This window comes from Microbacterium sp. 69-10 (assembly GCF_001897945.1).
Classification (GTDB): Bacteria; Actinomycetota; Actinomycetes; order Actinomycetales; family Microbacteriaceae; genus Microbacterium.
Genome location: NZ_MKRT01000013.1, coordinates 5,937 through 30,201, shown reverse-complemented (window position 1 = coordinate 30,201; position 24,265 = coordinate 5,937). Strand labels below are relative to the sequence as shown.

The 24,265-nt window shown below is 70.6% G+C and carries 25 protein-coding genes and 1 tRNA gene; 17 read left to right on the top strand and 9 right to left on the bottom strand.

What is annotated here, in order from left to right; genetic code table 11:
• From BGN97_RS05330 to BGN97_RS05315, 4 genes are all read right to left on the bottom strand, one after another.
• Nucleotides 1-1,015, bottom strand: a 1,015-nt coding sequence (locus tag BGN97_RS05330; protein WP_292698660.1) for an HNH endonuclease, incomplete at its 3' end; no start/stop codon positions are given.
• Between the two features lie 191 nt (nucleotides 1,016-1,206).
• Complete coding sequence (locus tag BGN97_RS05325) at nucleotides 1,207-1,512, bottom strand: hypothetical protein (protein ID WP_292698658.1); 306 nt, start codon at nucleotides 1,510-1,512, stop codon at nucleotides 1,207-1,209.
• Nucleotides 1,513-1,590: 78 nt separating this feature from the next.
• On the bottom strand, nucleotides 1,591-2,583 hold the full coding sequence (locus BGN97_RS05320; protein WP_292698657.1) for a hypothetical protein: 993 nt from the start codon (nucleotides 2,581-2,583) through the stop codon (nucleotides 1,591-1,593).
• A 99-nt stretch (nucleotides 2,584-2,682) separates the two neighbouring features.
• Nucleotides 2,683-3,375, bottom strand: a complete 693-nt coding sequence (locus BGN97_RS05315) for an NTP transferase domain-containing protein (RefSeq protein ID WP_285636007.1) — start codon at nucleotides 3,373-3,375, stop codon at nucleotides 2,683-2,685.
• A 234-nt stretch (nucleotides 3,376-3,609) separates the two neighbouring features.
• On the opposite strand from BGN97_RS05315, the gene BGN97_RS05310 reads away from it, so the two are divergent.
• Genes BGN97_RS05310 through BGN97_RS05300 form a run of 3 tightly spaced genes read left to right on the top strand, consistent with a single transcriptional unit; the run spans nucleotide 3,610 to nucleotide 7,581 of the window.
• Nucleotides 3,610-5,721, top strand: a complete 2,112-nt coding sequence (locus BGN97_RS05310) for an ABC transporter ATP-binding protein (RefSeq protein ID WP_292698654.1) — start codon at nucleotides 3,610-3,612, stop codon at nucleotides 5,719-5,721.
• Complete coding sequence (locus BGN97_RS05305; RefSeq protein WP_292698652.1) at nucleotides 5,697-7,265, top strand: hypothetical protein; 1,569 nt, start codon at nucleotides 5,697-5,699, stop codon at nucleotides 7,263-7,265. The genes BGN97_RS05310 and BGN97_RS05305 overlap by 25 nt, the downstream gene beginning before the upstream one ends.
• 49 nt (nucleotides 7,266-7,314) lie before the next feature.
• Entirely contained in the window at nucleotides 7,315-7,581 is a 267-nt protein-coding gene (locus BGN97_RS05300) for a DUF3039 domain-containing protein (protein ID WP_292698650.1), read from the top strand.
• 56 nt (nucleotides 7,582-7,637) lie between these two features.
• Here the strand turns inward: BGN97_RS05300 and BGN97_RS05295 are convergent, their stop codons facing one another.
• On the bottom strand, nucleotides 7,638-9,077 hold the full coding sequence (locus BGN97_RS05295; RefSeq protein ID WP_292698664.1) for a nicotinate phosphoribosyltransferase: 1,440 nt from the start codon (nucleotides 9,075-9,077) through the stop codon (nucleotides 7,638-7,640).
• Between BGN97_RS05295 and BGN97_RS05290 the strand changes: the two genes are divergently transcribed.
• The 6 genes from BGN97_RS05290 to BGN97_RS05265 all read left to right on the top strand — a co-directional run bounded on the left by BGN97_RS05290 (nucleotide 9,069) and on the right by BGN97_RS05265 (nucleotide 14,765).
• A complete protein-coding gene (locus BGN97_RS05290; protein ID WP_292698648.1) occupies nucleotides 9,069-10,547 on the top strand; it encodes a glycoside hydrolase family 3 N-terminal domain-containing protein in 1,479 nt (492 codons plus the stop codon). The genes BGN97_RS05295 and BGN97_RS05290 overlap by 9 nt on opposite strands.
• Nucleotides 10,548-10,592: 45 nt before the next feature.
• Nucleotides 10,593-11,540, top strand: coding sequence for an N-acetylmuramic acid 6-phosphate etherase (gene murQ / locus BGN97_RS05285; RefSeq protein ID WP_292698647.1), 948 nt, complete (start codon nucleotides 10,593-10,595; stop codon nucleotides 11,538-11,540).
• Between the two features lie 11 nt (nucleotides 11,541-11,551).
• Nucleotides 11,552-12,406, top strand: a complete 855-nt coding sequence (murI, locus tag BGN97_RS05280; RefSeq protein WP_292698644.1) for a glutamate racemase — start codon at nucleotides 11,552-11,554, stop codon at nucleotides 12,404-12,406.
• A 29-nt stretch (nucleotides 12,407-12,435) separates the two neighbouring features.
• Entirely contained in the window at nucleotides 12,436-13,176 is a 741-nt protein-coding gene (gene rph, locus BGN97_RS05275; protein WP_285635985.1) for a ribonuclease PH, read from the top strand.
• Nucleotides 13,173-13,766 (top strand): RdgB/HAM1 family non-canonical purine NTP pyrophosphatase, encoded by a 594-nt coding sequence (gene rdgB / locus BGN97_RS05270; protein ID WP_292698642.1) that lies wholly within the window; start codon nucleotides 13,173-13,175, stop codon nucleotides 13,764-13,766. Before rph ends, rdgB begins: the two co-directional genes overlap by 4 nt.
• A gap of 78 nt (nucleotides 13,767-13,844) precedes the next feature.
• Nucleotides 13,845-14,765: a cation diffusion facilitator family transporter gene (locus BGN97_RS05265; RefSeq protein WP_292698640.1), complete on the top strand. Its 921-nt coding sequence runs from the start codon at nucleotides 13,845-13,847 to the stop codon at nucleotides 14,763-14,765.
• Here the strand turns inward: BGN97_RS05265 and BGN97_RS05260 are convergent, their stop codons facing one another.
• The gene (locus tag BGN97_RS05260) at nucleotides 14,766-17,237 is read right to left on the bottom strand and encodes an ATP-dependent DNA ligase (RefSeq protein ID WP_292698638.1); all 2,472 of its coding nucleotides are present in this window, start codon (nucleotides 17,235-17,237) and stop codon (nucleotides 14,766-14,768) included.
• Between the two features lie 66 nt (nucleotides 17,238-17,303).
• Between BGN97_RS05260 and BGN97_RS05255 the strand changes: the two genes are divergently transcribed.
• Nucleotides 17,304-18,176: a Ku protein gene (locus tag BGN97_RS05255; protein WP_292698636.1), complete on the top strand. Its 873-nt coding sequence runs from the start codon at nucleotides 17,304-17,306 to the stop codon at nucleotides 18,174-18,176.
• A gap of 40 nt (nucleotides 18,177-18,216) precedes the next feature.
• Here BGN97_RS05255 and BGN97_RS05250 read toward each other — a convergent pair whose 3' ends face one another.
• Nucleotides 18,217-18,999 carry a VTT domain-containing protein gene (locus tag BGN97_RS05250; RefSeq protein WP_292698634.1) on the bottom strand — a complete coding sequence of 261 codons (783 nt, stop codon included), beginning with the start codon at nucleotides 18,997-18,999 and terminating at the stop codon, nucleotides 18,217-18,219.
• Between the two features lie 61 nt (nucleotides 19,000-19,060).
• Nucleotides 19,061-19,142: transfer RNA gene (locus BGN97_RS05245), tRNA-Leu, on the bottom strand.
• A 109-nt stretch (nucleotides 19,143-19,251) separates the two neighbouring features.
• Here BGN97_RS05245 and BGN97_RS05240 point away from each other — a divergent pair.
• From BGN97_RS05240 to BGN97_RS05210, 7 genes are read left to right on the top strand one after another with little or no spacing between them, the layout of a single operon-like run.
• Nucleotides 19,252-20,394, top strand: a complete 1,143-nt coding sequence (locus BGN97_RS05240) for an ATPase, T2SS/T4P/T4SS family (RefSeq protein ID WP_292698632.1) — start codon at nucleotides 19,252-19,254, stop codon at nucleotides 20,392-20,394.
• The gene (locus BGN97_RS05235) at nucleotides 20,391-21,248 is read left to right on the top strand and encodes a type II secretion system F family protein (RefSeq protein ID WP_292698630.1); all 858 of its coding nucleotides are present in this window, start codon (nucleotides 20,391-20,393) and stop codon (nucleotides 21,246-21,248) included. Before BGN97_RS05240 ends, BGN97_RS05235 begins: the two co-directional genes overlap by 4 nt.
• On the top strand, nucleotides 21,245-22,183 hold the full coding sequence (locus tag BGN97_RS05230) for a type II secretion system F family protein (RefSeq protein WP_292698628.1): 939 nt from the start codon (nucleotides 21,245-21,247) through the stop codon (nucleotides 22,181-22,183). Before BGN97_RS05235 ends, BGN97_RS05230 begins: the two co-directional genes overlap by 4 nt.
• Before the next feature lie 50 nt (nucleotides 22,184-22,233).
• Nucleotides 22,234-22,419 (top strand): hypothetical protein, encoded by a 186-nt coding sequence (locus BGN97_RS05225; protein ID WP_292698626.1) that lies wholly within the window; start codon nucleotides 22,234-22,236, stop codon nucleotides 22,417-22,419.
• Nucleotides 22,420-22,424: 5 nt separating this feature from the next.
• Nucleotides 22,425-22,826, top strand: a complete 402-nt coding sequence (locus tag BGN97_RS05220; RefSeq protein WP_292698624.1) for a TadE family protein — start codon at nucleotides 22,425-22,427, stop codon at nucleotides 22,824-22,826.
• On the top strand, nucleotides 22,816-23,307 hold the full coding sequence (locus BGN97_RS05215; protein ID WP_292698622.1) for a TadE family protein: 492 nt from the start codon (nucleotides 22,816-22,818) through the stop codon (nucleotides 23,305-23,307). The genes BGN97_RS05220 and BGN97_RS05215 overlap by 11 nt, the downstream gene beginning before the upstream one ends.
• Entirely contained in the window at nucleotides 23,304-23,732 is a 429-nt protein-coding gene (locus tag BGN97_RS05210) for a pilus assembly protein TadG-related protein (protein ID WP_292698620.1), read from the top strand. Before BGN97_RS05215 ends, BGN97_RS05210 begins: the two co-directional genes overlap by 4 nt.
• Before the next feature lie 5 nt (nucleotides 23,733-23,737).
• On the opposite strand, the gene BGN97_RS05205 is transcribed toward BGN97_RS05210, so the two are convergent.
• Nucleotides 23,738-24,265, bottom strand: a 528-nt coding sequence (locus BGN97_RS05205; protein ID WP_292698618.1) for an MFS transporter, incomplete at its 5' end; no start/stop codon positions are given.

The window sequence follows — 24,265 nt, the reverse complement described above, 5'->3', positions numbered from 1 at the left end:
CGCTGAGCGTGGTCGCGGCGACCGTGACCTGGATGTGGGCGGTGATGTTCTCCAGGCCGTCTCCGAGGATGTCGCCGGGGTTCGCGGTCAGGAGCAGATCGGTGAGGAGTTCGGTGCGGATCCGGTCGATCCCGCGCTCGTCTTCGGGGATCAGCACCGGGACCGGGCCCCGTGCGATGGCGCGGTCCATCATCTCCAGATATGCGTCGACGGCCTCCGGGGTGTCGGCGGGGTCGTCTTCGACAGGGCCGTTCCACGCGAACGGGTCGACGGTGAACGTGCCGCATGCGGTGATGACCTCCACGGACCGATCGACTTCGGCCTCGAACTGCTCGTCCATCGGGAGAGTTGGCTCCCGATCCTGCTGCTTCTGCAGTCTGGCCATGGCTGTGAGGCGATCCATTATCGCCTCTGCCCGGTGGGTGGGCATCAACGCACTCAGCAGGCTCAGTTCGTCCGTGACAGCGCGGACGCTCACGCATTGCTCGGCACGCGCATCCGCATGCCGTTCCGTGACGTTGCGTGGGGCCAGGGCCGCAGCGAACTCACGGACATGTGCCCGGGTGCGGGCCGGGGCCTCCACCTCTGCGAACTCCAAAGCCGCCGCCTCGAACAGCTCGAGCAGCTGGGCGTGAGCCTCCCCGTCGCTGATCGCCTGCTGCACGGGCGATGCCGCGGTCAGGATCTCCCGCACATGCGCCGGGGCGATCTCCCCGGCCTCGAACGACTCCCGCACCGCGGGGAACGAGTCACGGAGGGTGCGAGCGTTCGCGAACGCGTGCTCCACGCTGCCCTTCGCCATCCGCCCGGCCGCTGTGTACTCGGCGATCATCGACCGCTCGATCGCATTCCGGTGCAACGGAGTCTCGGCCACATCGGCATCCATCAGCGCCAGCCGGTCACCCAGAAGAGCGGCCGCACGTGCTTCGAGGGCGTTGATCTGACGGCGCACCTCCACCCACTCGGCCAGCAGAGACGCCTGCTGATCCGTCCGGTGAGTGGGAGTGCTTATCATCCACACAGTTTAGAACAAAAGTACGAAGAATGGAAGGAGTGTGGAGAACTCTTTTGATCTCATGGTCGCGAATTTTTGGCTGTCTGGGTGTTTCGTCTCACTCCGTCGCTCAGCGACCGGGCGCGGGGGTCTGCCGGCCCGGATCGTTTCGTCTCACTCTGCGCGCTCCGCGACCGGGAACCCGCACGTGTTCACACCACGAACCGCCACACGTACTCCAGCCCGTCGCGCTGGCGGAACCAGGCGATCGTGATCACGACATCGTCCACGTTCGAATCGCACAGGCAGAGCTCGATGGTCTCGGTGGGCAGCACCTGGCCCCACAGATCGACCAGCCGGCCGTCCTGCGCATCGCTGCGAAGGACCTTCACGAAGTCCACCGCCTCCTTGCCGGCGTTCATCACGACCGGATGCGTGCGATCGCCACGTGTCACCACCCAGGGCACGCAGTAGGCGGTCGGCGGCGGGGGCTGGGAGATGTCGATGGAATGCAGCATCCCGCCACAGTAGGAACGGTGACGGACGCCACAGGCAGGGACGGTGCGACGCCCGCACTGACTGTGCAGAGGCCGCGATCAGTCGGTCGTTGTGGAGGGCGAATCCTCCGGCGAGGGATCGCTGGGCGGCGCAGCATCCGCCTTCCCGCGCCTGCGGGTGATCTTCTTGACCACCCCTGCCGACTTCGAGGCCGCCTCCGCTGTCCTGGACGCGAGCTCGGCCGTCTTCGACGCGAGGCCGGCGGCGCCTGTCGCGACGCCCGCACCGACCAGACGCGCGCCGTGCAGCATCCGCCGTTCGAGTCGTTCGCTCCCGGATGCCGGCTCCAGTTCCGGCGGCAGCCACGGGGGAGCGGCGCCGAAGGCGCGCCGCGACGTGCTCAGCACCCGCCTGCCGAGCAGGTGGTTCCCCGTGCCTCCCACCACGGCGCCCACACCGAACGGCAGCGCCTTGCCGACGAACGACGCACCGCCGCGCGTGGCGAACTGCCGGATGAAAGCCGACTTCAGCCTGTCCACGATCGGACCGACCGCGGCACGGGGCAGCGACTTCGTGACCAGTTCGCCCCAGTAGGCCGCGCGCGTGTCGCCCTTGCCCGACGCCTGACGGGTCAGCTGCCTGATCAGGTCGACGCCCTCCTTGCCGAGCATCAGCGCCATGACCAGCGCGCGGGCGCGCTCCGGATCCTGGATCGCGATGCCATGCACCTCGGCGACCGACTGAGCGAACAGCGCCGTCGACTCCATGAACCCGACCGTCTCGACACCGGACAGCGCCAGTGTGATTCCCGTGCCGATGCCGGGGATCACCGCAGTCGCGCCGACCGCGGCGCCGCCGGTGGTCACGGCGGCGAGATAGCGGGTCTCGAGGATGCGCACGATCTCCTGTGGCGTCGCATCCGGATGCCGAAGACGGATGCTGCGGATGTGCGCGACGACGAGCGGGCGCTGCACCGAGAGGACGCGGTCGAGGCCGCGCGCCGAGAACGAGCGCTCGTCGGCGACGCTCGGCGGCGCCGGAGCGAGCGCGGGCTCGTCCAGGATGTGGAGCTTGTGGACCTTCTCTGGCATGGGGCGATCCTATGCGCGGCATCCGCGAGAACGCCGAAAAGCCCCGCCCCTTGACAGGGCGGGGCTTTCAGTGCTTCGACAGCCTCGGCGACCCGGAGGTCACACGAAGAGGTTCGCGCGCTCCAGGTCCTCGGCGAAGTCGACCTCGACCGCGTACAGGTCGGAGACGTCCATCGGCTCGAGCAGCAGGCCGTCCTCGGCGATCGACAGCTCGAGGCCGCGCTCGAAGTAGTCCTGGTCCTCGACGCGCTGCAGCTGGCGCATGAACGCCTTCTTGTCGGCGGACGAGATGTAGTTGATGCCCACGGCCTCGCCGAGCCCGCCCTTGACCGTCTTCGACAGCTCCTTGATGAAGCCCTCGGCGGTCACGGTGTACTTGACCTCCTCGTCGCTCACCTTGGAGGTGTTTACGGTGACGAAGGACTGGTCGCGCTCGATGTACTCGATCGCACGGCCGAGGATGCGCGGGTCGAAGACCACGTCGCCGTTCATCCAGAGCACGCCGCCCTTGCCGGTCGCGCTCAGTGCGCGCAGCAGGCTCTTGGAGGTGTTGGTCACGTCGTAGCGCTCGTTGTGCACGTAGTTCGCGGACGGGAACGCCTCGATGATCGTCTCGGCGCGGTAGCCGACGACGGCGGTGATGCGGGCGTCGCGTCCGAACGCAGCGCGGATGTTGTCGTGCTGCTGCTGCATGATCGTGCGGCCGTCGCTGAGCTCGGTGAGCGGCTTGGGCAGCGCGCGCCCGAGGCGCGAGCCCATGCCTGCTGCAAGGATGACGGTCTGAAGAGTCACGGTTTCTCCTAGAAAGAACTTGTGTTCACTGTCGATTCATCGACGGGACACCTCTTCGTGCCAGGAACATGCTACTGATCGCACCTGGGAAGACCCGGGTCGCTGTGGTCGCCGTTGCTGTTTCGTGATGGTTCGCACACGTAACACTCAGGGTTCCGTGCGGCCGAATTCTGCGGTTTCCGACCATGACCCCCGCTCCGGGAACATTGCCTGCCGCTTGATACCGTAGTACGCGTGACAGCTTCTCTCGACTCCGGGGCCGACCGCGACGACACCTCCCAGCCGGGAAGCGCGGACGCCGCCGCTGCCCCCGCAGCCGAGAAGAAGCCGGCGCGCACGCCGGCGAAGCGTGCCGCGACGCCCCGGAAGACCGTCGCGAAGAAGGCGGATGCCGAATCCGTCGACGGCACTGCGGATGCCGCGGCGAAGAGCCCGCGCGCCCGGACGTCCACGACCCGGACCACCGCATCCAGGTCCACTGCCGTGAAGTCCACCGCGGCGGCGACGGCCGCGAAGACCGCTGCGGTGAAGAAGGCGGCCACCAGCACGGCTGCCGCGAAGACCGCTGCCACGAAGCGCACTGCCGCGACGGCGGCGGCGAAGACCGCCGCGGTGAAAAAGGCCACCGCCGCCACCGCGTCCGCGCGGGCGACCACGAAGGCCGCCGCGGCGAAGACCGCCGCGGAGAAGACGGCGGCCGCTGCGAAGAAGACCACGACGACGCGGGCATCCGCGACGACAAAGAGCAGCACGGCGGCGAAGGCGACGACCGCGAAGAAGACGGACGCCGCGAAGACCCCCACCGCGAAGACGACCACGGCGAAGACGACCACGGCGAAGACGACCACGGCGAAGACGACCGCGACGAAGACGTCCGCGGCGAAGAGGACGACTGCGTCGGGTGCGAAGACGACCACGGCTAAGACGGCCGGCTCCAAGACCTCAGCACGCTCCACCACGGCATCCCGCGCCGCCACCTCGAAGACGGCGGCGGCCGCGCCCGCACCTGCCGAGGACGTCGTGACGTCTCCCGCGGCATCGCCGGCCGAGCCGACCGCGGAGGCCCCGATCGCCTACATCCCGGCTCTGCCCTCCTCCGGCGGACAGGCAGCGGATGCCGCGGAGGCGCCCGCTCGCCGCCAGACCGCCGCCTCGAACAGCGGATCGGCCGCCACGGAGGCCCGCGCGCCCCGCACTCCTGCGGAGGCGCCCGCTGCGGAAGCATCCGCGCCCGCCGTGGCATCCGATTCCGTGCCTGCAGCGTCCGACCCCGCCCCCGCGGCCGAGGCCTCTCCGGCAGCGTCCGAGCCGGCGGCGGTCGATGTCGACGCGGCCGCGCCCGCCGCCTCCGCGGCGACGCCCGAGGCCATTACGAAGCCGTCGCCCTCCTCTGTCGAGTCGCCGCCGGTCGATCCGCTACCCGCCGACGAGGTTCCGGCCGAGCCGGCAGCCGCGTCCGCGGTCGTCGTGCCGGACGCCGAGCTTGCCGAGCCGGTCCCCGCGCCCGCCGCCGAGCAGCCCACCGAGCCCGAGGTAACACCGGCGGTCACCCGCGCTCCGCGCCCTGCACCCGCTCCGGCCACCGGCGCGGAGGCGATCCTCATCCGGGGGCTGGTCAAGCGCTTCGGCGATTCGAACGCCGTCGACGGCATCGACCTGACCGTGCCCGCCGGATCGTTCTACGGACTGGTGGGGCCGAACGGCGCCGGCAAGACAACCACGCTGTCGATCATCGCGGGGCTGCTGCGCCCCGATGCCGGCACAGTGCACATCAGCGGCATCGATCAGAAGGCGAACCCGCTCGGCGCGAAGCGCGTGATGGGCGTTCTGCCGGACCGGCTGCGCACGTTCGACCGCCTCACCGGCCGCCAGCTGCTGCACTACTACGGCCAGCTGCGGGGTCTGCAGCGTGCGGTCATCGAGAAGCGCGTCGCCGACCTGGCGCGCGCGTTCGACCTGAGCGAGGCGCTTAGCCGCGTGGTCTCCGACTACTCGGCCGGCATGACCAAGAAGCTCATGCTCGCGGGCGCCCTGATCCACTCGCCGCGCGTGCTCGTGCTCGACGAGCCGTTCGAGGCCGTCGACCCGGTCTCGTCGAGCGTGATCCTCGACATCCTGCGCTCCTACGTCGCCCACGGCGGCACGGTCATCCTCTCCAGCCACGGCATGGACCTGGTGGAGCAGGTGTGCACTCGTGTCGCGGTGATCGTCGGCGGCGAGGTGCTCGCCGAGGGGACCGTGGAAGAGGTGCGCGCGGGCCAGACGCTCGCCGCGCGCTTCGTCGAGCTCTCCGGCACGGGCGGCGAAGTGGAGGGGCTGGAGTGGTTGCACACGTTCTCCGACTGAGGCTGGCGCTTGTCGCGGGCGCTCTGCGCGGCGAACGACTCGTGCGCAGCGTGCTCGCGGTGCTGGTCACGGCTGCGATCACCGTAGCCGTATGCCTGGCCGTGCTCGGTCTGGGCAGCGCACCGCTGCCCACCGCGCGCGCGATCATCGTGTTCAGCGCCGCCGCCGCGTTCCTCGCCTTCTTCCTGGGCCCGATGCTCACCGGCACGCAGGACCAGTTGGATCCCCGACGCTTCGCGCCCTTCGGCGTGGACGAGAAGCGGATGCCGTGGATACTGGCGCTCGCGTCCCTGGTCAGCGTCCCGAGCGCAGCGCTCCTCGTCGTCCATGCGTTCTTCGTCGCCGTCTCGATCACGGTCGGACGCATCGCGTGGCCCGTGGCGGTGCTGGCGGGGCTCGTCGGCGTGATCTCCACCGCGCTGATCGCCCGCATCGGCATGGCGATCAGCGCCATCGCGCTGCCCGAGCGCCGCTCCCGCGAGCTCACGGTGCTCTTCTGGATCCCCATCATCGTCGTCGCGTTCCCGGTCGCCGCCTACGTCTCGTCGATGGAGTGGAACGGCCATGTACCCGCCGGGGTCGCCGCCGTGACCGCGGCGGTGGGCTTCACGCCGCTGGCCGCCCCGCAGGCGTTCCTGTTCCACGTCGCAGCCGGCGAGGTCGGAGCGGCGTGGGGCAGCGGCCTCATCGCCGTGGCGACGCTGGCCGGCATCCTGGCGCTCTGGGTGTATCTCGTCCGGCGGATGCTGACGACCACCGAGCGTCCGTACGCGACCCGCGAGCGCTCCGGCCTGGGGTGGTTCTCCGTGCTGCCGGCCAACGCCTTCGGTGCCGTCGCGGCCCGCAGCCTGGTCTACTGGATGCGCGATCGCCGCTACATCGTGAACATCCTCATCGTGCCGATCGCCGGAGTGCTCACGGTGTTCCCGCTCATGGTGGCCGGCGTCCCGCCGTGGGCCGCCGCGCTCGTGCCCGTGCCGCTCATGGCGCTGTTCTTCGGCTGGCTGCCGCACAACGATGTCGCGTACGACTCCACGGCGCTGTGGGTGCACATCGCGAGCGGCGTCCGGGGACTGCCCGACCGGCTCGGACGGCTCGTGCCCGTGCTGCTGGTGTCGATCCCCGTGCTGGCGATCGCTGTGTCCGTGACTCTCGCATTCGTCGGGAAGTGGGAGCTGCTCCTGCCGCTCATCGGAGTGGCCGCGGCGCTTCTGCTCACCGGGCTCGGCATGTCGAGCATCGCTTCGGTCATCGCGCCGTATGCGGTGTCGCGTCCGGGGGACAGCCCGTTCCAGCAGCCGCAGCGCTCGTCCTCGCACGGGTCGTGGGGAGCCGCCGGCACGTTCGTCGGGGCGCTCGTCTTCAGCATCCCCACGCTGTGGCTGTTCGTGCTGACCGTCGTGGACGGCGACCGGCACGCACCGGCGACGTTCTGGACCGGCGTGATCACGGGTGTGCTCGTGCTGTTCGGCGGTGCGGCGATCGGCGGCGCGATCTTCGAGCGCAGCGGCGCGCGCCTGATGGAGTTCGCCGAGACCACCTGAGCCCCCGGGAACCGGGCCCCGGGCGGATCATCACGGCTAGAATCGGCGCATGAGTACTCCGCTGGACAGCCCCGATCAGGGTGGCGTGGCAACACTTGATCGCGAACTCGAAGAGCTCCTCCGCGAGGAGAACCTCGAGCCCGGCGACCATGAGCGCTTCTCGCACTACGTGAAGAAGGACAAGATCCTCGAGTCGGCCATCACCGGCAAGCCGGTGCGTGCGCTCTGCGGCAAGAAGTGGACCCCGGGGCGCGACCCCGAGAAGTTCCCGATCTGCCCGACCTGCAAGGAGATCTACGAGAGCATGCAGTTCTAGTCGACGTCGGTCCTAGTCGACGTCGACGCCCTTCGACTCGTCGCTTCGCTCCTCGCTCAGGAACCGGTCGGCCCCTCCGGGGCATCAACAAAGTGGGTCGGGATCGCAGGGTCCGACTTGCTGAGCGCGAGGGCGCGCACCGGCAGCTCCTCGCGCACGCGCAGATGATGCTCGCGCGCGGAGGCCGTGCCGTCGTGTCCCTCGTACGCGCTGTCGATCTCGCCGTTCTCGACGAGCACGACCTGCAGGGCGCGGGCATCCGGGTGGGATGCTGCCGTGTCGACCCGCTCGAATCCGTCGGCGACGGAGATCGTCTCGGCGACGGCGACGCCGTCCTCCAGCGTCCGGAACGCGGCCTTCCGCCCGCCCTTCGAACCCTTGTCGGCGGATGCCTTGGCCACGGCCACCCAGCCGCCTGCGGCGTCCTGACGCGCGACGAGCTTGTAGACCATTCCGGCGGTCGGATAACCGGAGCCGGTGACCACGGAGGTGCCCACACCGTACGCATCCACGGGTGAGGCGGCCAGGGCGGCGATCGCATACTCGTCCAGATCGCTGGTCACCGTGATCTTCGTCTCGGTGGCGCCGAGCTCGTCCAGCTGGGCCCGCACCTCGCCCGCGACGATCGGAAGGTCGCCGGAATCCAGGCGCACCCCGCCGAGGCCCGTGCCGGCCACGCGGATCGCGGTCTCGACCCCGGTCCGGATATCGTAGGTGTCCACCAGCAGGGTGGTGCTCTCACCCAGGCTCTCCACCTGGGCGCGGAACGCGTCCTCCTCGCTGTCATGCAGCAGCGTCCAGGAGTGCGCGGCCGTGCCCATGGTCGGGATGCCCCACCGGCGGCCCGCCTCGAGGTTGCTCGTCGCGCCGAAGCCGGCGATGTACGCGGCACGCGCGGCGGCGACTGCGGAATGCTCGGCGGCACGACGCGAGCCCATCTCGGCGAGCGGACGCTCACCTGCCGCGATGCTCATCCGGGAGGCGGCCGTCGCGACGGCCGAGTCGTGGTTGAGCACGCTCAGCGCAAGCGTCTCCAGCACCACGGCATCCGCGAAGCTGCCCTCCACCGTGAGGATGGGGGAGCCGGGGAAGTACAGCTCGCCCTCGCGGTAGCCGAGGATCGTCCCGGTGAACCGGTAGTCCTCCAGGTACTTCACGGCAGCGGCGTCCACCACGTCGTTGTCGCGCAGATACCGCAGCTCGTCCTCCTCGAAGCGGAACTCGCGCAGCAGCGAGAGCAGCCGTCCGGTGCCGGCGACGACGCCGAAGCGACGACCGCCGGAGAGCCGGCGGGAGAACAGCTCGAAGACGGAGGGCCGGCTCGCCGTGCCGTCGCGGAGCGAGGCGGCGAGCATGGTCAGTTCGTAGCGGTCGGTGAGGAACGCGGAGCTCATCCGCTCAGTGTATGCGGCGCGCGCTGTCGCAGCCTGCCCGGTGACGGATTTCGCGCGCTGTGCCGCGCCCTCGAATCGGGGATACTGATGTCCGTGCCCGATGACTCCGAACGACGTGAGATCGAACGACTCGCCAACTCCGTGCTCTGGCCCGGATTCCTCGGCCGCGTGGTACCCGGCTGGCTCGCGGATGCTCTCCGCGACGGACTCGCCGGTGTCGTCTACTTCGCTCAGAACCTCGGCGGCGACACCGCGGCGCTGAGCGCCGACATCCACCGCATCGCCCCGCACGCACTTATCGGCATCGATGAGGAGGGCGGCAGCGTCACACGGCTGGAGACGACCACCGGATCCACGATCCCCGGCGCCGCCGAACTGGGCGCGCTGGACGATGTGGAGGCGACGCGCGCCACCGGCTACGAGATCGGGCGCCGCGTGGCCGCGATCGGCGCCGACGTCGTGATCGCCCCCGTCGCCGACGTCAACACCGACCCCCGCAACCCGGTGATCGGCGTGCGCGCCTTCGGATCGGACACCTCGCTGGTCTCGCGGCACGTGGCCGCGGCGGTCACCGGCATCCAGGCCGCGGGCGTCGCCGCCTCCGCCAAGCACTACCCGGGACACGGCGACACCCACACCGACTCGCACCACGACCTGCCCAGGATCACTCTCGACCAGGACGAGATCGAGCGGGTGCACCTGCCGCCCTTCACCGCCGCGGCGGATGCCGGGGTGCTGTCGATCATGACCGCGCACATCGCGGCACCGCAGTGGGGCGACGCGCCGGCCACCCTCAACCCCGTGGTGCTCGGGCGACTGCGCGCGACGGGTTTCGACGGCGTGATCGTGACGGATGCGCTCGACATGGCCGCGATCCGCGAGAGCGTCGGCATCGGCGGCGGGGCCGTGCGCGCGCTCGCCGCGGGCGCGGACCTGCTCTGCATCGGCAACCCCACGAACCCCGGCGACGCGATGCTGGCCGACCAGGACGAACGCGACTACCGCGAGGCGCGGGATGCCGTGGTGGCCGCCCTGCGCTCCGGCGAGCTGCCGCGCGAGCGGGTCGAGGAGGCCGCGCGGCGGGTGGCCGTGATGGCCGCGGCGGTGCGGGACCGCGGTCCGGTCGCCGAGGTGCCCTTCCACGGTGATGCGATCGCCGACCGAGCGCTGCGCGTGGACGGTGCGTTCACCGCGTTCGATGACGCGCCCACGACCGTGATCGACCTGCGCCGGGCATCCAGCCTCGCCGTCGACAGCGCCGCCTCGCACGTCGCCCTGGCGCTCGCCGCCGGCGGAGAGGTCATCCGGATGGACGCTGAGCGGGCCGCGGGTGCCGACATCGACGCGGCTGTGCGCTCGGCCGGTGCCGGACAGAGCGTCGCGCTCGTCGACCGCATCGACGTCGGGTCTCCGCAGCGGGTCGCGCTCGACCGCATCCGTGGCGCGATCCCCGCCGTCGTGGCCGTCAACGTCGGGCTCCCCGTCGCGGACGCGGGAACCGTGATCACGGCGTCCGCAGCGAGCCTGCTCGCGGCGCGAGCCGCCCGACGAGCGCTGCTCGTCTCCCACTGAACCCGAAGCCGCACCAGCACAGACCCGAACAGGAAGAAGGACGAGATGTCCGACCGCGAACAGCTGCGATCCACCCTCGAGACGCTCTCGACCGAGCGCGTCGATCCCGCGTTCGCCCAGCTCGACCTGCTCGGCACCTCGGATCAGGTCGCCCTCATGGCGGAGCAGGGCGTCGTCGCCGCGCAGGCGGTCGCGTCCGAGCGGGAGAGCATCGCGCGCGCCGTGGACGGCATCGTCGGGCGCCTGCACCGCGGCGGACGCCTGGTGTACATCGGCGCCGGCACCGCGGGGCGGATGGGCGTGCTGGATGCCAGCGAGATCCCGCCCACCTTCGGCACCGACCCCTCGCTGGTGACAGGCCTGATCGCCGGCGGGGAGCACGCGCTGCGCAACGCCGTGGAGAACGCCGAGGACGACATCGACGCGGGGGAGCGGGCGGGACGCGAGCTCCGTCCCGACGACGCCATCGTCGGGATCTCGGCATCCGGCCGCACCCCCTACGTCGTCGGCGCGCTGCGCGCCGCACGTGAGCAGGGCGCCTTCACGGTGAGCCTGGCCTGCAACCGCGACTCCGAGATCTCTAAGCACGCCGACGCGCCCATTGAGGTCGTCGTCGGGCCCGAGGTGGTGGCCGGCTCCACGCGGCTGAAGGCGGGCACCGCGCAGAAGCTCGTCATCAACACGCTCTCCACTCTCGCGATGGTGCAGTCCGGCAAGGTCTACGGCAACCTCATGGTCGACGTGCAGTCTACGAACGAGAAGCTGCGCGCCCGCGCCGAGCGCACCGTCATGCACGCCACCGGCGTCACCCCCGAGGCGGCCGCTGCGGCACTGGCATCCGCCGACGGCTCCGTGAAGCTGGCGATCGGCATCGTGGAGACGGGTGCGGATGCCGAGACCATGCGCCGCGCGCTGGACGCCGCCGGCGGGAACCTGCGTCAGGCGCTCGCCGCGACCTCGTCCACGACCCGGGGTGCTGAGTACGCCGAGTAGGCTTGGGGATCATGAACGACGCGCCCATCGGCATCTTCGACTCCGGAGTCGGCGGGCTGACGGTCGCCAGGGCCATCCGCGCCCAGCTGCCCCAGGAGTCGCTCGTCTACATCGGAGACACGGCGCACTCGCCGTACGGGCCGAAGCCGATCGCCGATGTCCGCCGGTACAGCCTCGAGGTGCTCGACACGCTGGTGGACCAGGGCGTGAAGATGCTCGTGATCGCCTGCAACACGGCATCCGCGGCCATGCTCCGCGACGCGCGTGAGCGGTACGACGTGCCCGTCGTCGAGGTGATCGGCCCGGCCGTGCGACGCGCGGTCTCGACCACCCGCAACGGCCGCATCGGCGTGATCGGCACGGTCGGCACGATCGGCTCGCGCGCCTACCAGGACATGCTCGAGGTCAATGAGCGCCTCGAGGTGTTCACGGCCGCCTGCCCGCGCTTCGTCGAGTTCGTGGAGGCCGGCATCACCGGCACTCCCGAGGTGCTCGCGGTCGCCGAGGACTACCTGGCGCCGCTGCGGGACGCCGAGGTCGACACGCTCGTGCTCGGCTGCACGCACTACCCGTTCCTGCGCGGCGCGATCAGCTATGTGATGGGGGACGGGGTCTCGCTGGTCTCCAGTGACGACGAGACCGCCGCGGACGTCTACCGGCAGCTGGTGCGACACGACCAGCTCGCCCCCGCGGACGCCGTTCCCACCTACACCTACGAGGCGACCGGCGACTCGACTGAGGACTTCACCGTGCTCGCCAACCGGCTCATGGGCCACGAGGTGCGCGACGTGCAGCTCGTGCAGACCGGCGTGATCACCCTGCCGGACCTGTCCGGCGTCGACGGCGCCGACGCGCTGCGGCCCTGAACTCCCGAAACCCCTTCCGAGAGGACACCATGTCAGACATCGTCCGCGCAGACGGCCGCAGCACCGACCAGCTCCGAGAGGTGACGATCGAGCGCGGCTGGTCCGCGCACGCCGAGGGTTCGGCGCTCGTCAGCTTCGGCGGCACCAAGGTGCTGTGCACGGCGTCGTTCACGAACGGCGTGCCGCGCTGGCTGACCGGCAAGGGCAAGGGCTGGGTCACCGCCGAGTACGCGATGCTGCCGCGGGCCACCAACTCGCGCAACGACCGTGAGAGCGTGAAGGGCCGCATCGGCGGTCGCACGCACGAGATCTCCCGCCTGATCGGCCGCGCGCTGCGCGCCGTCGTCGACACGAAGGCGCTCGGCGAGAACACGATCGTGATCGACTGCGACGTGCTGCAGGCCGACGGCGGCACCCGCACCGCCGCGATCACCGGCGCCTACGTCGCCCTGGCCGACGCCATCGAGTGGGGCCGCGAGAAGAAGTTCATCGGGAAGAACGCGACGCCGCTGCTGGACTCGGTGGCCGCGGTCTCGGTCGGGATCATCGACGGCGAGCCCATGCTCGATCTGGCATACGTCGAGGACGTGCGCGCGGAGACCGACATGAACGTGGTCGTCACCGGCCGCGGCCTGTTCGTCGAGGTGCAGGGCACCGCCGAGGGCGCACCGTTCGACAAGCGTGAGCTGGACGCCCTGCTGGAGCTCGGCGTCAACGGCTGCGCCTCGCTCCGGGAGCACCAGCTGGCTTCGCTGGCGGCGGAGCGATGAAGGTCGTCCTCGCAACGCACAACCCCCACAAGGTCGCCGAGTTCCAGCAGATCGTCGCCGCCACCCGTCCCGACCTCGAGGTGATCGGCTACGACGGCCCCGAGCCGGTCGAGGACGGCGTGACGTTCGCCGAGAACGCCCTGATCAAGGCGCGTGCGGCCGCTGCGCACACCGGGCTGCCGGCGCTCGCCGACGACTCCGGCATCTGCGTCGACGTCCTCGGCGGTTCGCCGGGGGTGTTCTCGGCGTACTGGGCGGGGCAGAAGAAGGATGCCACGGCCAACCTCGAACTGCTGCTGGATCAGCTGCACGACATCGCCGACCCGCATCGCGCAGCGCAGTTCCACTCGACGATCGCGCTGGTGACCGCCGACGGCACGGAGCGCACGGTGCAGGGCAGCTGGCCCGGCCGCCTGGCGCACCGCCCCGCCGGCCCCGGCGGATTCGGTTACGACCCGATCTTCATCCCGGACGGTCAGGACCCCGCATCCGAGCGCACCGTCGGCGAGTTCACGGATGCCGAGAAGCAGTCCCAGTCGCACCGCGCCCGCGCGTTCCAGGCGCTGATCCCGCTTCTGGCCGAGCTCTAGGGGCTATTGAGAATCATCCCCATTCCCGACTAGGCGGAATCGGTGCTGACCGGCGTCTTCCCGGCCTAGCCTGGAGGCATGCACGATCACGCACCCGCCCCGGGCGGCATCCGCGACGCCGGTCATCGGCGCCTGCTGGCCGTCTCGCTCGGCCTGACCGCCACCATCATGGTGGTGCAGATCGTCGGGGCCATCCTGTCGGGGTCTCTCGCGCTGCTGGCCGACGCCGCGCACATGTTCACGGACTCCTCGGCGCTCGTGATCGCGCTCATCGCGACGGCGGTCGCCGCGCGGCCCGCGGATGACCGGCGCACCTTCGGCTACCAGCGCGCCGAGGTGTTCGCCGCGCTCATCAACGCCATCATCCTCATCGTGCTGACCGTGAGCGTCGCCGTCGGCGGCGTGAACCGCCTGCTCAACCCGGGCGAGGTGGAGGTGGTGGGTCCCGTCATGCTCACCGTCGCCGTCGTCGGCATGCTGGCCAACGCCACGTCGATGTGGCTGCTCAGTCGTGCGCAGGAGAAGAGCATCAACGTCCGCGGGGCGTACCTGGAGGTCATGGGCGACCTGATCGGCTCGGTGATGGTCATCCTCGCGGCGATCGTGATCGTCACCACCGGCTGGATGCCCGCCGACGCGATCGCCTCCCTCGTGATCGCCGCGATGATCGTGCCCCGCGCGATCTCGCTGCTGCGCGAGGTCTTCTCGGTGCTCGCCGAGTCCGCGCCCAAGGGCATGTCGGTGGACGACATCCGCACGCACCTGAAGGGGTACGAGGGAGTCGTCGACGTGCACGACGTGCACGTCTGGCAGCTCACCCGCGGCGCCCCGGTGTTCACCGCGCACGTGAGCGTCGCCTCGTCCGTCTACGCGCAGGGGCGTTCCGCGGAGCTGCTCACCAGGCTGCAGTCGTGCCTCGCCGACCACTTCGATGTGGAGCACTCCACCTTCCAGCTCGAGCCGGCCGGGCACGATGACTGCGAGGCAACGCACGCCTGATCAGGACTCCCGGCGCACCTCTTCGGGGGACTTGTCCGGGCGCAGTCCGCGCCAGCGCGAGTGCCGCAGGATGCCGCTGGGCGACCAGTTCGCGAACTCGACCTCGCCGACCAGCTCGGGCCGCACCCACTCGGCATCCGATGCGTCCGGTGCGGGCACGCCGTCCAGGCCCGGTGTGCTCGTGCGCAGCGGGTCCAGGCGTGCGTTCAGATCGCTCAGCATCCGATCCGTGAAGCCGGTGCCGACCCGGCCGACGTACCGCAGTGCGCCGTCGTCGTCGGGCACCGCGAGCAGCAGCGAGCCGATGCCGTCGCGACGGTTGCCCTGACCGGGGCGGATGCCGACGACCACCACCTCCTGCGTGCGGGTGTGCTTGAGCTTCAACCACGACGTCGATCGCGCGCCGGGGCGGTAGGCGGATTCCGGGTCCTTCGCGACGACGCCCTCCAGCCCGTACCGTCCGCTCATCTCCATCGCCGCGTCGAGGTCGTCGAACACGGGAGGCACCTGCACCGGCGCATCGAGATCGGATGCCAGCTGCTCCAGCAGCTTGCGCCGCTGCCGCAGCGGCATGCGGGTGAGGTCGTGGCCGTCCAGGCGCATCAGGTCGAACAGCAGGTACACCACCGGCGTGCGCACCACCTCCCTCTCGATCTCGCGGCCGCGCGTCAGGTGCATCCGGTTCTGCAGGCGGGTGAAGCTCGGCCTGCCCTGAGCGTCGAACGCGACGATCTCGCCGTCGATCACCGCATCGGATGCCGGCAGGTGCGGCGCGCCGTCGGCGGTCAGCTCCGGGTAGCGCGCGGTGATGTCCGTGCCGCTGCGGGCGCGGAGCGTGAGCCTGCCGTCTGCCCAGGTCCCGATCGCGCGGACGCCGTCCCACTTGATCTCGGCCCAGTCGTAGCCACGGGCGAGGCCGGGGGAGCCCGTCTCCGACAGCATCGGCCGGATGGGGGCTTCTTCTGACGCGGGTGCTTCCGCGGGGATGGCGGCTTCTCGCGCCGGGGACCGACGGTGGCGCTCAGGGGCCGGCGATACTCGTCGCCGCTGGGAAGCCGGAGGATGACCGCCGGCGTCCTTCATCCGGTGCAGCAGCCACTGCGACTTCTCGCCCTCGCCCTCGGTGCGGATGAGAGCGAGCCGCGCCGATCCCAGACGCCCGCCCGCCTGCCCGGTGAACGTGCCGATCACCTCGTCGTCGCGCCACTTCTCCAGCGCCACGGTGCCGGTGTCCCACACGGTCATGGAATCCGCGCCGTACTCCCCGCGCGGGATCTCGCCCTCGAAGGTCAGATACTCCAGCGGATGCGGCTCGGTCATCACCGCCAGGTGGTTGCGATCCGGCGTCTCCGGGACGCCCTTGGGCACCGCCCAGCTGATGAGCACGCCGTCGCGCTCGATGCGCAGGTCGTAGTGCAGGCGGCTCGCGTGGTGCTCCTGGATCACGAAACGCGGTGCGCCGGGGTTGCCGGCGACGGCCGTTGTCGGCATCGGCTCGGGCGTCTTCGCGGCATCCCGCTTGGCGAGATAGGAGGTGAGCGCCGTGCTGGGCGGTGCGAGGGCCGCGAGCGGGTCGATCCCGGCATCCACCCGCTCCAGGACCTCGTCGAACTCCAGCTGGCGGAGCCCGGGATCGTCCAGTTCCTCCCAGGTGCGCGGGGCGGCGACCCACGGGCGGGCGCGCCCGCGCAGCGAGTAGGGTGCGATGGTCGTCTTGGAGGCGCTGTTCTGGCTCCAGTCGATGAAGACCTTCCCCCCGCGCGCGGACTTCGCCATGGTACGCGTGGCGAGGTCGGGATGATCCGCCTCGATGAGCCGGGCGAGCTCCTTCGCGACGGCGGACACCTCGTCGCTGCTCTGCAGTCCGGTGCCGTCGTCGGCGTTGGGCAGACGGGCGTACAGGTGGATGCCCTTGCTGCCGCTGGTCACCGGCATCGGCTCCAGTCCCATGCCGGAGAGGATGCCGCGGGCGATCCGCGCCACCTCCGCGCACTCCGCGAGACCCACGCCGGGGCCGGGGTCGAGGTCCAGCACGAGCCGGTCGGGCCCGCCGCGGCCCCCAGAGTGCGTGAAGCGCCACTGCGGCACGTGCAGCTCCAGCGCGGCGATCTGCGCGAACCAGACCAGTGTCGCGGTGTCGTCGGCGAGCGGGTACTCCTTGACGTTCTTGGACTGCCCAGGCCCGTCGGAGTGCTCGATCGGCATCCGCCTGACCCAGTCGGGCGCCCCCTGCTCGAGCTGCTTCGTGAAGAAGCTCTCGGCCGGGGCATCCGCCGTGCCCACCCCGTCGACCCAGCGCTTGCGAGTGACCGGCCGTCCGCGCACGTGCGGCAGCATGACCTGCGCGACCCGCGAGACGTAGGCGAGGATCTCGCCCTTGGTGGTGCCGGTCTCCGGATACACGACCTTGTCGAGGTTGGTGACACGCAGGCGTCGGCCGTCGATCTGCACGACCTGCCCGCTCGCTGCCATGGGGACAGATTAGCCGGGCGGCGCAAGCCCCTGGCCGGAACCACTGTGACTGGTGATACTTGTGTGATGAGGAGCATCTGGAAGGGCGCAGTGACCTTCGGCCTGGTGAACGTGCCGGTGAAGGTCTATTCGGCGACCGAGGACCACGACATCTCGCTGCACCAGGTGCACGCGGAGGACGGCGGTCGCATCCGCTACCAGCGCGTGTGCGAGATCGACGGCGAGACCGTGCCCTACGCGGACATCGACCGGGCCTACGTCGACGACGACGGGCAGACCGTCGTGCTCACCAAGAAGGACCTCGACGCGCTGCCGGCCGAGAGGAGCCGGGAGATCGACGTGGTGGAGTTCGTGCCCACCGAGCAGATCGACCTGCTGACCCTCGACCGCGCCTATTACCTCGAGCCGGACTCCAAGTCGCCCAAGGCCTATGTGCTGCTGCGCCGGACCCTCGAGCAGACCGATCGCACGGCGATCGTGCGGTTCACGCTGCGGCAGAAGACCCGTCTGGCCGCCCTGCGGGTGCGGGGCGACGTGCTCGTGCTGCAGACGCTGCTGTGGGCGGACGAGGTGCGCGAGGCGGCGTTCCCGTCGCTGGACGAGGACGTGAAGATCAGCGACAAGGAGCTCGAGCTCTCGGCATCGCTGGTCGACAGCTACTCCAGCGACTTCGAGCCGGAGTCGTTCGTGGACGAGTACCAGAAGGAGCTGCGCACGCTCATCGACGCGAAGATCAAGGCCGGCGAGACCTTCGACGCCGCCGAGACCTTCGCCGAGGAGGGCGAGGGCGACGGCGGCGAGGTCATCGACCTGATGGAGGCGCTGCGCGCCAGCGTCGAGCGCTCCAAGGCGGCACGCGCCGGTGAGAGGAAGGATGCCGGGAAGAAGGACACCGGGAAGAAGACCGCGAAGTCCGGCGGGCGCAAGAAGGCGGGCTGACGCCGTCGCGAGCGACGCCGTCAGCCCGCCTTCTCGGGAATCAGTGCTTGCCGTCGCCGTCCAGGTCGGGAGCGCGGTCGAAGACCTCGGGGTCGAGCTGCAGCGCGGTGGTCGCGGGAGCGGATGCCTCGCCCTCCCGCGCCTCCTTCTTCACCTTGCGGCGCTCGCTGAGGTAGTGCCACAGCGTGACCAGGGCGGTGCCGCCGACTGCCGCCAGCAGGATCAGGTCGATGTAGTTCTCGACGAACGTCGCGATCGGCGGGATGAAGCCGATCAGATAGCCGAACATCGTCAGGCCGAAGCCCCACAGCACTGCGCCGATGAAGTTGTACAGCGAGTACCGCTTCCACGGCATATGCCCGACGCCGGCGGCCACCGGAGCGAACGTGCGCACGATCGGGACGAAGCGCGCCAGGATGACCGTGATTCCGCCGAAGCGCTCGAAGAAGGCGTTCGTGCGCTCGACGTTCTTGCGGCTGAAGAGGCCGGATTCCTTGCGCTCGAAGATCGCCGGGCCGCCCTTGTGCCCGATGAAGTACCCCATTTCGCCGCCGATGAACGCTGACAGTCCGATCAGCAGCGCCACCACCCAGACGTTGATCCCGAACACGCCGTGCGGCAGGGCCGCCGAGGTGTGCGAGAGCAGACCCGAGATCACGAGCAGGGTGTCGCCCGGCAGCAGGAATCCGATCAGCAGGCCGGTCTCGGCGAACACGATGAAGCACACCACGAGCAGTGCCCACGGTCCGGCGGTGCCGATGATGGTGGCCGGGTCGAGCCAGGGGATCAGCGCGGTCGGCGCCTGGATGAGCGAGTGAAGCAAGAGAGGTTCCCGTCGGTCGTGCAGCGGCGGATGGAACTGGGGGATGGAACAGGTCGATGCGTGCGGGAGATGGGACTTGAACCCACACGCCCAGGGGCACAGGAACCTAAATCCTGCGTGTCTACCGATTCCACCACTCCCGCGCGTCAGCAAGTCTACTGATCGACGGTTACGGGTTCCCGTACATCTGCCGAGCCGTGGGGCTGTGGATAACTTTGACGCGGGGATCGCGGATTCTGTCATGATGCCCGCGTGAGTCATCCGTCCCTGGTCGTCGCCGAGCGAGTCCGGCGGCGTCTGCGCCTCGAGCACACCGACCCCTCGTCGCATCCGGACGAGGCCAGGCACATCGCGCAGACCGAGGTGCGGCGCCACAACGACCTGGCCCTGCAGCGCGGCGAGGCGATCATCGACGACGAGGCGGCGCTGATCCGGGACGTGCTGGCGTCCGTCTCCGGATTCGGAGCTCTGCAGCCCCTGCTCGACGATCCGGAGATCGAGGAGATCTGGCTGAACGGCCCCGACCGCATCTTCGTCGCGCGGGACGGCGCGACCGAGCGGCTGGACCTGCGGCTGACGGACGCCATCGTCCGCGATCTCGTGGAGCGGATGCTGCAGTCCACCGGCCGTCGCGTGGACATCAGCCAGCCCTTCGTGGACGCCTCCCTGCCGGACGGCTCCCGTCTGCACGTGGCGATCGCGGATGTGGTGCGCGGTTCCTGGGCGGTGAACATCAGGAAGTTCCTGCCGCAGCACCGCACTCTGGAGTCGCTGGTCGCGCAGGGGTCGGTGCCCGCGCACATCGCCGAACTGCTCCGGGGAGCGCTGCTCGAGGGGCGGAGCATCATCGTCTCCGGCGCCACGCACGCGGGCAAGACGACCCTGCTGGGCGCCCTGCTGGCATCCGTCGCCGACAGCCAGCGGATCATCACGGTGGAGGAGACCTTCGAGCTGGCCGTCGAGGGGCCCGACGTGGTGGCGCTGCAGGGTCGGCAGGCGAGCCTGGAGGGCACCGGCGAGATCACTCTTCGGCGGCTCGTCAAGGAGGCGCTGCGCATGCGCCCCGACCGGATCGTGGTGGGCGAGGTGCGCGATGCGGAGGCACTCGATCTCGTGCTGGCCTTGAACACCGGCGTGCCGTCGGCGGGAACCATCCACGCCAACTCCGCGGACGAGGCGCTCGAGAAGCTCGCCCTCCTGCCGCTGCTCGCGGGGCGCAACATCGATCGGGCGTTCATCGCGCCGGCGCTGGCCACCTCGATCTCGTACGTGGTGCACTGCCGGCGGGAGCCCGACGGGTCGCGGCGCGTCGTCGAGGTCGTCTCGCCGACCGGCCAGGTCGCGGACGGTCGCATCCTGACCGTTCCGGTCCATCGCGCGGAGGGGCCCAGATGACGCTGCTGATCGGGGCGGTGCTCGGGGCCGGGCTGCTGCTGTGCGCGTCGCCGTGGCTGTGGCCGCCACGGGAGCGGGCGCCACGGGCGGTGCAGCGCGGCCGGCTGCGACGGCTGCTGGAGGAGGCAGGGCTCTCGCGCACCACCACCCGCACGCTCGTCGTGACGATGGTCGGGGTCGGGCTGGTCGCAGCGGCACTGGCATGGCTGTTCACCGGTCTGCCGGTGCTCGCGCTCCTGGCCGGGCTCGCGGCCGGCTCCGCTCCTGTCCTGTATCTGCGCGGCCGCCGTCTTCGTCTGCGCAAGGCGCGCAGACAGCTGTGGCCGGATGTCTGCGACCTGCTGGTGGCGGCGATCCGCGTCGGGCTGTCCCTGCCCGACGCCGTGGCGAGCCTCGCCGATTCCGCGCCCGCGGCCGTGCGTCCCGCGTTCGCGGTGTTCGCCCGCGACCTGCGTTCGACCGGGCGCTTCGAGACCAGCCTCGATCGGCTGAAGGCCACGCTCGCCGATCCCATCGCCGATCGCATCATCGAGACGCTGCGGATGGCCAGGCAGGTGGGCGGTACCGAGCTGACCGGGGTGCTGCGGGCGCTCTCCTCGTCGGTGCGGGCGGACGCCGCGCTGCGCGGCGAGGTGGAGGCGCGACAGTCGTGGATCCGCGGAGCCGCAGTGCTCGGCGCGGTCGCGCCGTGGGTGATCCTCGGACTGCTGGTGTCTCGCCCGGAAGGACGAGAGGCGTATGCCAGCGCGGAGGGTGTGATCGTCATCGTCGTGGGCGCCGTGGTGTCGGTCGTCGCGTACCGGATCATGCTGCGCATCGGCCGCCTCGCCGAGCCTGCGAGGTGGTTCGGGTGAGCACCGTGACCGACCTCGCGCTCGCCGTACTGCTCGGCGGTGCCTTCGCGCTGGGCGTGCTCGGCGTGCTGTCGGCACTCCCGCGCTGGGGCGCCCTGCCGCTGGACCGCCGCATCGCGCCGTACCTGCGTGACGTGGTTCCCGACGAGGCGATGCCCTCGGGCATCCTGCCGCGCGTCGGGATGCTGCCGGTTCACGGTCGCACGGTGTGGGAGCGCGTGAAGTCGGCGTTCGAGCGGATGCTGGGCGGTGGCGATGCGCTGGCACTCCGCCTCGCACAGGCCGGCTCCCCGCTCGGCCCCGCGGCCTTCCGCGGACGTCAGCTGGCGTGGGGCGTCGCGGGGCTCGTCGCCGGTGCCCTGCTGGTGGTGCTGATCGCCGTCGCCGGCCGGATGACGCCGCCCGCCGCGCTGCTGCCGCTGCTCTCCGCGGCCGGCGTCGCGGTCGCGTACGACATGCAGCTCACCTCGCGCGCGAAATCACGTCGGGCGCGGCTGGCGGACGAACTGCCCACCACCCTGGAGTTCCTCGCGCTGTGCCTGTCGGCGGGGGAGTCGCTGCTGGATGCGCTGCGGCGCGTGTCCGGGATCGGCACCGGCGAGCTCACCGAGGAGCTGCGGCACGCCGTGCTCGCAGTGCACACCGGCTCGCCACTGGCCGACGCGCTCGGCGAGACCGCCACCCGGCTGCAGCTGCCTGGACTGTCGCGGGCGGTCGACCAGATCATCGCGGCGCTCGAGCATGGCGCGCCGCTGGCCGCCGTGCTGCACTCCCAAGCCGCGGATGCCAGGGACGAGGCCAAGCGCGTGCTCATCGAGCAGGCCGGGCACAAGGAGATCCTGATGCTCCTGCCGCTGGTCTTCCTGATCCTGCCGCTGAGCGTCCTCTTCGCGATCTACCCCGGCCTCTTCATCCTCCGGCTCGGCCTCGGCTGAGCCTCACGACCAACGACCGACACGAGACAGACACGAAACGAGGAGCAGACATGACGACGCTCAGGAGATGGTTCACCGCAGGCAGGACGCTCGCCGAGGACGAGACCGGGGATGTTCCGGGCTGGGTGCTGGTGACCTTGATGACCGCCGCGCTTGTCGTGGTGATCTGGGCGGTCGCGGGGCCGGCGCTCGTCGACCTCTTCCAGCAGGCGATCGCCCGCGTCTCCGGCATCTGAGACCCATGCGACCCACCGCAGCGCTCGCCAATGAGCGCGGCTCCAGCCCCGTCGAGTTCGTGCTCGTCGGCGCGCTGCTGACCGCGCTGGTCCTGTCGGTGCTGCAGGTCGCGTTCGCTGTCTACGTCCGCAATGTCGTGCACGACGCCGCCGTGGAGGGCGCGCACTACGCCGCGCTCGCGGACACCACGCTGGGCGAGGGGGCCGAGCGCACGCGCACGGTGATCACCCGTGCCGTCGGCGCCGACTACGCCGGGGACGTGTCGGTCGGCCAGGACAGCAGCCTGGGCCACGAGAGCGTCGTGATCCGCGTGCGCACCTCCCTGCCGGTGCTCGGCCTCATCGGCGTGCCCTACGGGATGGAGGTGGAAGCGCGTGCACCCGTGGAGTCTTTCGGTGACAAGTGAGCGGACCGGTCGGAGCGTCCGGCGCGGCTCCGCCGAGCCGGGGACCCTGTCGGATGAGACCGGCTCCGCAGCACTGGAGTTCATCACGGTCGGCGTGCTGCTGCTGGTGCCACTGGTCTATCTCGTCCTCATGCTCGGCGCCATCCAGGAGCAGACGCTGGGCGCGGAGGCCGCGGCCCGCCACACCGCCCGCGTCATCGGACAGGCCCCGGACGCCGCCACCGCCAGCGCACGCGGAGAAGCCGTGCTGCAGAGCGTGATCCGCGAGTACGGCATGGACGAGGACACCGTCGAGGTCGGAATCACATGCCGGCCCGCGACGGCCACCTGCCCCGCCGCGGGCAGCACGGTGATCGTCACCGTCACCACGCGTGTGAGCCTTCCGTTCATGCCGCCCCTGTTCGGGCTGGACCGGATCGCCGCGATACCCGTGCAGGCCGAGTCGGCCCAGAAGGTCTCCCGGCTGTGGGGGAGCGGATGATCGCCCGGCTCCGCGCGCTCGCCGACGACGAGGACGGCAGCATCCTGCCGCTGATCCTCGGCTACATGCTGCTGGCCGTCGCGGTGATCTTCGTCTGCGTCTGCGCCACCGACCTGTACATCGCGCAGAAACGACTCGACTCCCTCGCCGACGCCGCCTCCCTCGCCGGTGCCGACGGCTTCACGCTCGAGGCGACCGGCGGGAGCGTGCGCGCCGAGCTCACGGACGAGAAGGTGCGTGAGCAGGCGGATGTCGTGGTCACCGCGGTCTCGCCGGAGACGCGGCTCGTGTCGGCCGGCACGCCCGACGGGGTCTCCGCGCGAGTCACGGTCGCCACCGTGTGGCATCCGCCTCTGATCTCCCCGTTCGTGCCCGACGGCGTGCCGATCGAGGCCACCGCCACGACCCGCACCGCGCTGCGCTGAGGAATTCAGTCGCGCTCAGGCCGCGGCAGGTACTTCGGCGTCCACCGCAGGAAACCTGCCGCGCCGACCAGCGCTACCACGCCCATCAGCCCGGTGGCCAGCGACAGCGTCGCCGCGGCGGTGATCGCCGAGACCAGCACGGGCGCCAGGGCGCCCCCGGCATCCGTCAGCGTCCGCCACGACCCCAGGAACGTCGCAGGATCGCGTTCGGGCGCGAGATCCGCGCCGAAGGTGAGCAGGATGCCGCTGGAGAGCCCGTTCCCGACACCCAGCACCGCCGCCAGCAGCCCGTACCAGAGCAGTGCCGAGTCCAGATCGTGCGTGAACGACAGCGCCGTGAACCCCAGGCCCATCAGCAGCAGCGCGGGCATCGCCGCCCAGATCCGCCCGAACCGGTCCATCACCTGGCCGCTCGCGTAGAACAGGGCGAAGTCGATCGCGCCGGACACGCCGACGACCAGGGCGATGGTCGTCGCGTCGAGGCCGAGCGAGACGCCCCACAGCGGCAGGACCACCTGCCGTGCCGAGCGCAC

Excerpts from the sequence above, each read along its gene's own strand:
- BGN97_RS05300 (WP_292698650.1), top strand. The coding sequence starts at position 7,315 with ATGAGTACTCCGCTGGACAGCCCCGATCAGGGTGGCGTGGCAACACTT.
- BGN97_RS05265 (WP_292698640.1), top strand. The coding sequence starts at position 13,845 with ATGCACGATCACGCACCCGCCCCGGGCGGCATCCGCGACGCCGGTCAT.
- BGN97_RS05260 (WP_292698638.1), bottom strand. The coding sequence starts at position 17,237 with ATGGCAGCGAGCGGGCAGGTCGTGCAGATCGACGGCCGACGCCTGCGT.
- BGN97_RS05210 (WP_292698620.1), top strand. The coding sequence starts at position 23,304 with ATGATCGCCCGGCTCCGCGCGCTCGCCGACGACGAGGACGGCAGCATC.
- murQ (WP_292698647.1), top strand. The coding sequence starts at position 10,593 with ATGTCCGACCGCGAACAGCTGCGATCCACCCTCGAGACGCTCTCGACC.
- murI (WP_292698644.1), top strand. The coding sequence starts at position 11,552 with ATGAACGACGCGCCCATCGGCATCTTCGACTCCGGAGTCGGCGGGCTG.
- rph (WP_285635985.1), top strand. The coding sequence starts at position 12,436 with ATGTCAGACATCGTCCGCGCAGACGGCCGCAGCACCGACCAGCTCCGA.
- BGN97_RS05325 (WP_292698658.1), bottom strand. The coding sequence starts at position 1,512 with ATGCTGCATTCCATCGACATCTCCCAGCCCCCGCCGCCGACCGCCTAC.
- BGN97_RS05255 (WP_292698636.1), top strand. The coding sequence starts at position 17,304 with ATGAGGAGCATCTGGAAGGGCGCAGTGACCTTCGGCCTGGTGAACGTG.
- BGN97_RS05225 (WP_292698626.1), top strand. The coding sequence starts at position 22,234 with ATGACGACGCTCAGGAGATGGTTCACCGCAGGCAGGACGCTCGCCGAG.
- rdgB (WP_292698642.1), top strand. The coding sequence starts at position 13,173 with ATGAAGGTCGTCCTCGCAACGCACAACCCCCACAAGGTCGCCGAGTTC.
- BGN97_RS05220 (WP_292698624.1), top strand. The coding sequence starts at position 22,425 with ATGCGACCCACCGCAGCGCTCGCCAATGAGCGCGGCTCCAGCCCCGTC.
- BGN97_RS05235 (WP_292698630.1), top strand. The coding sequence starts at position 20,391 with ATGACGCTGCTGATCGGGGCGGTGCTCGGGGCCGGGCTGCTGCTGTGC.
- BGN97_RS05320 (WP_292698657.1), bottom strand. The coding sequence starts at position 2,583 with ATGCCAGAGAAGGTCCACAAGCTCCACATCCTGGACGAGCCCGCGCTC.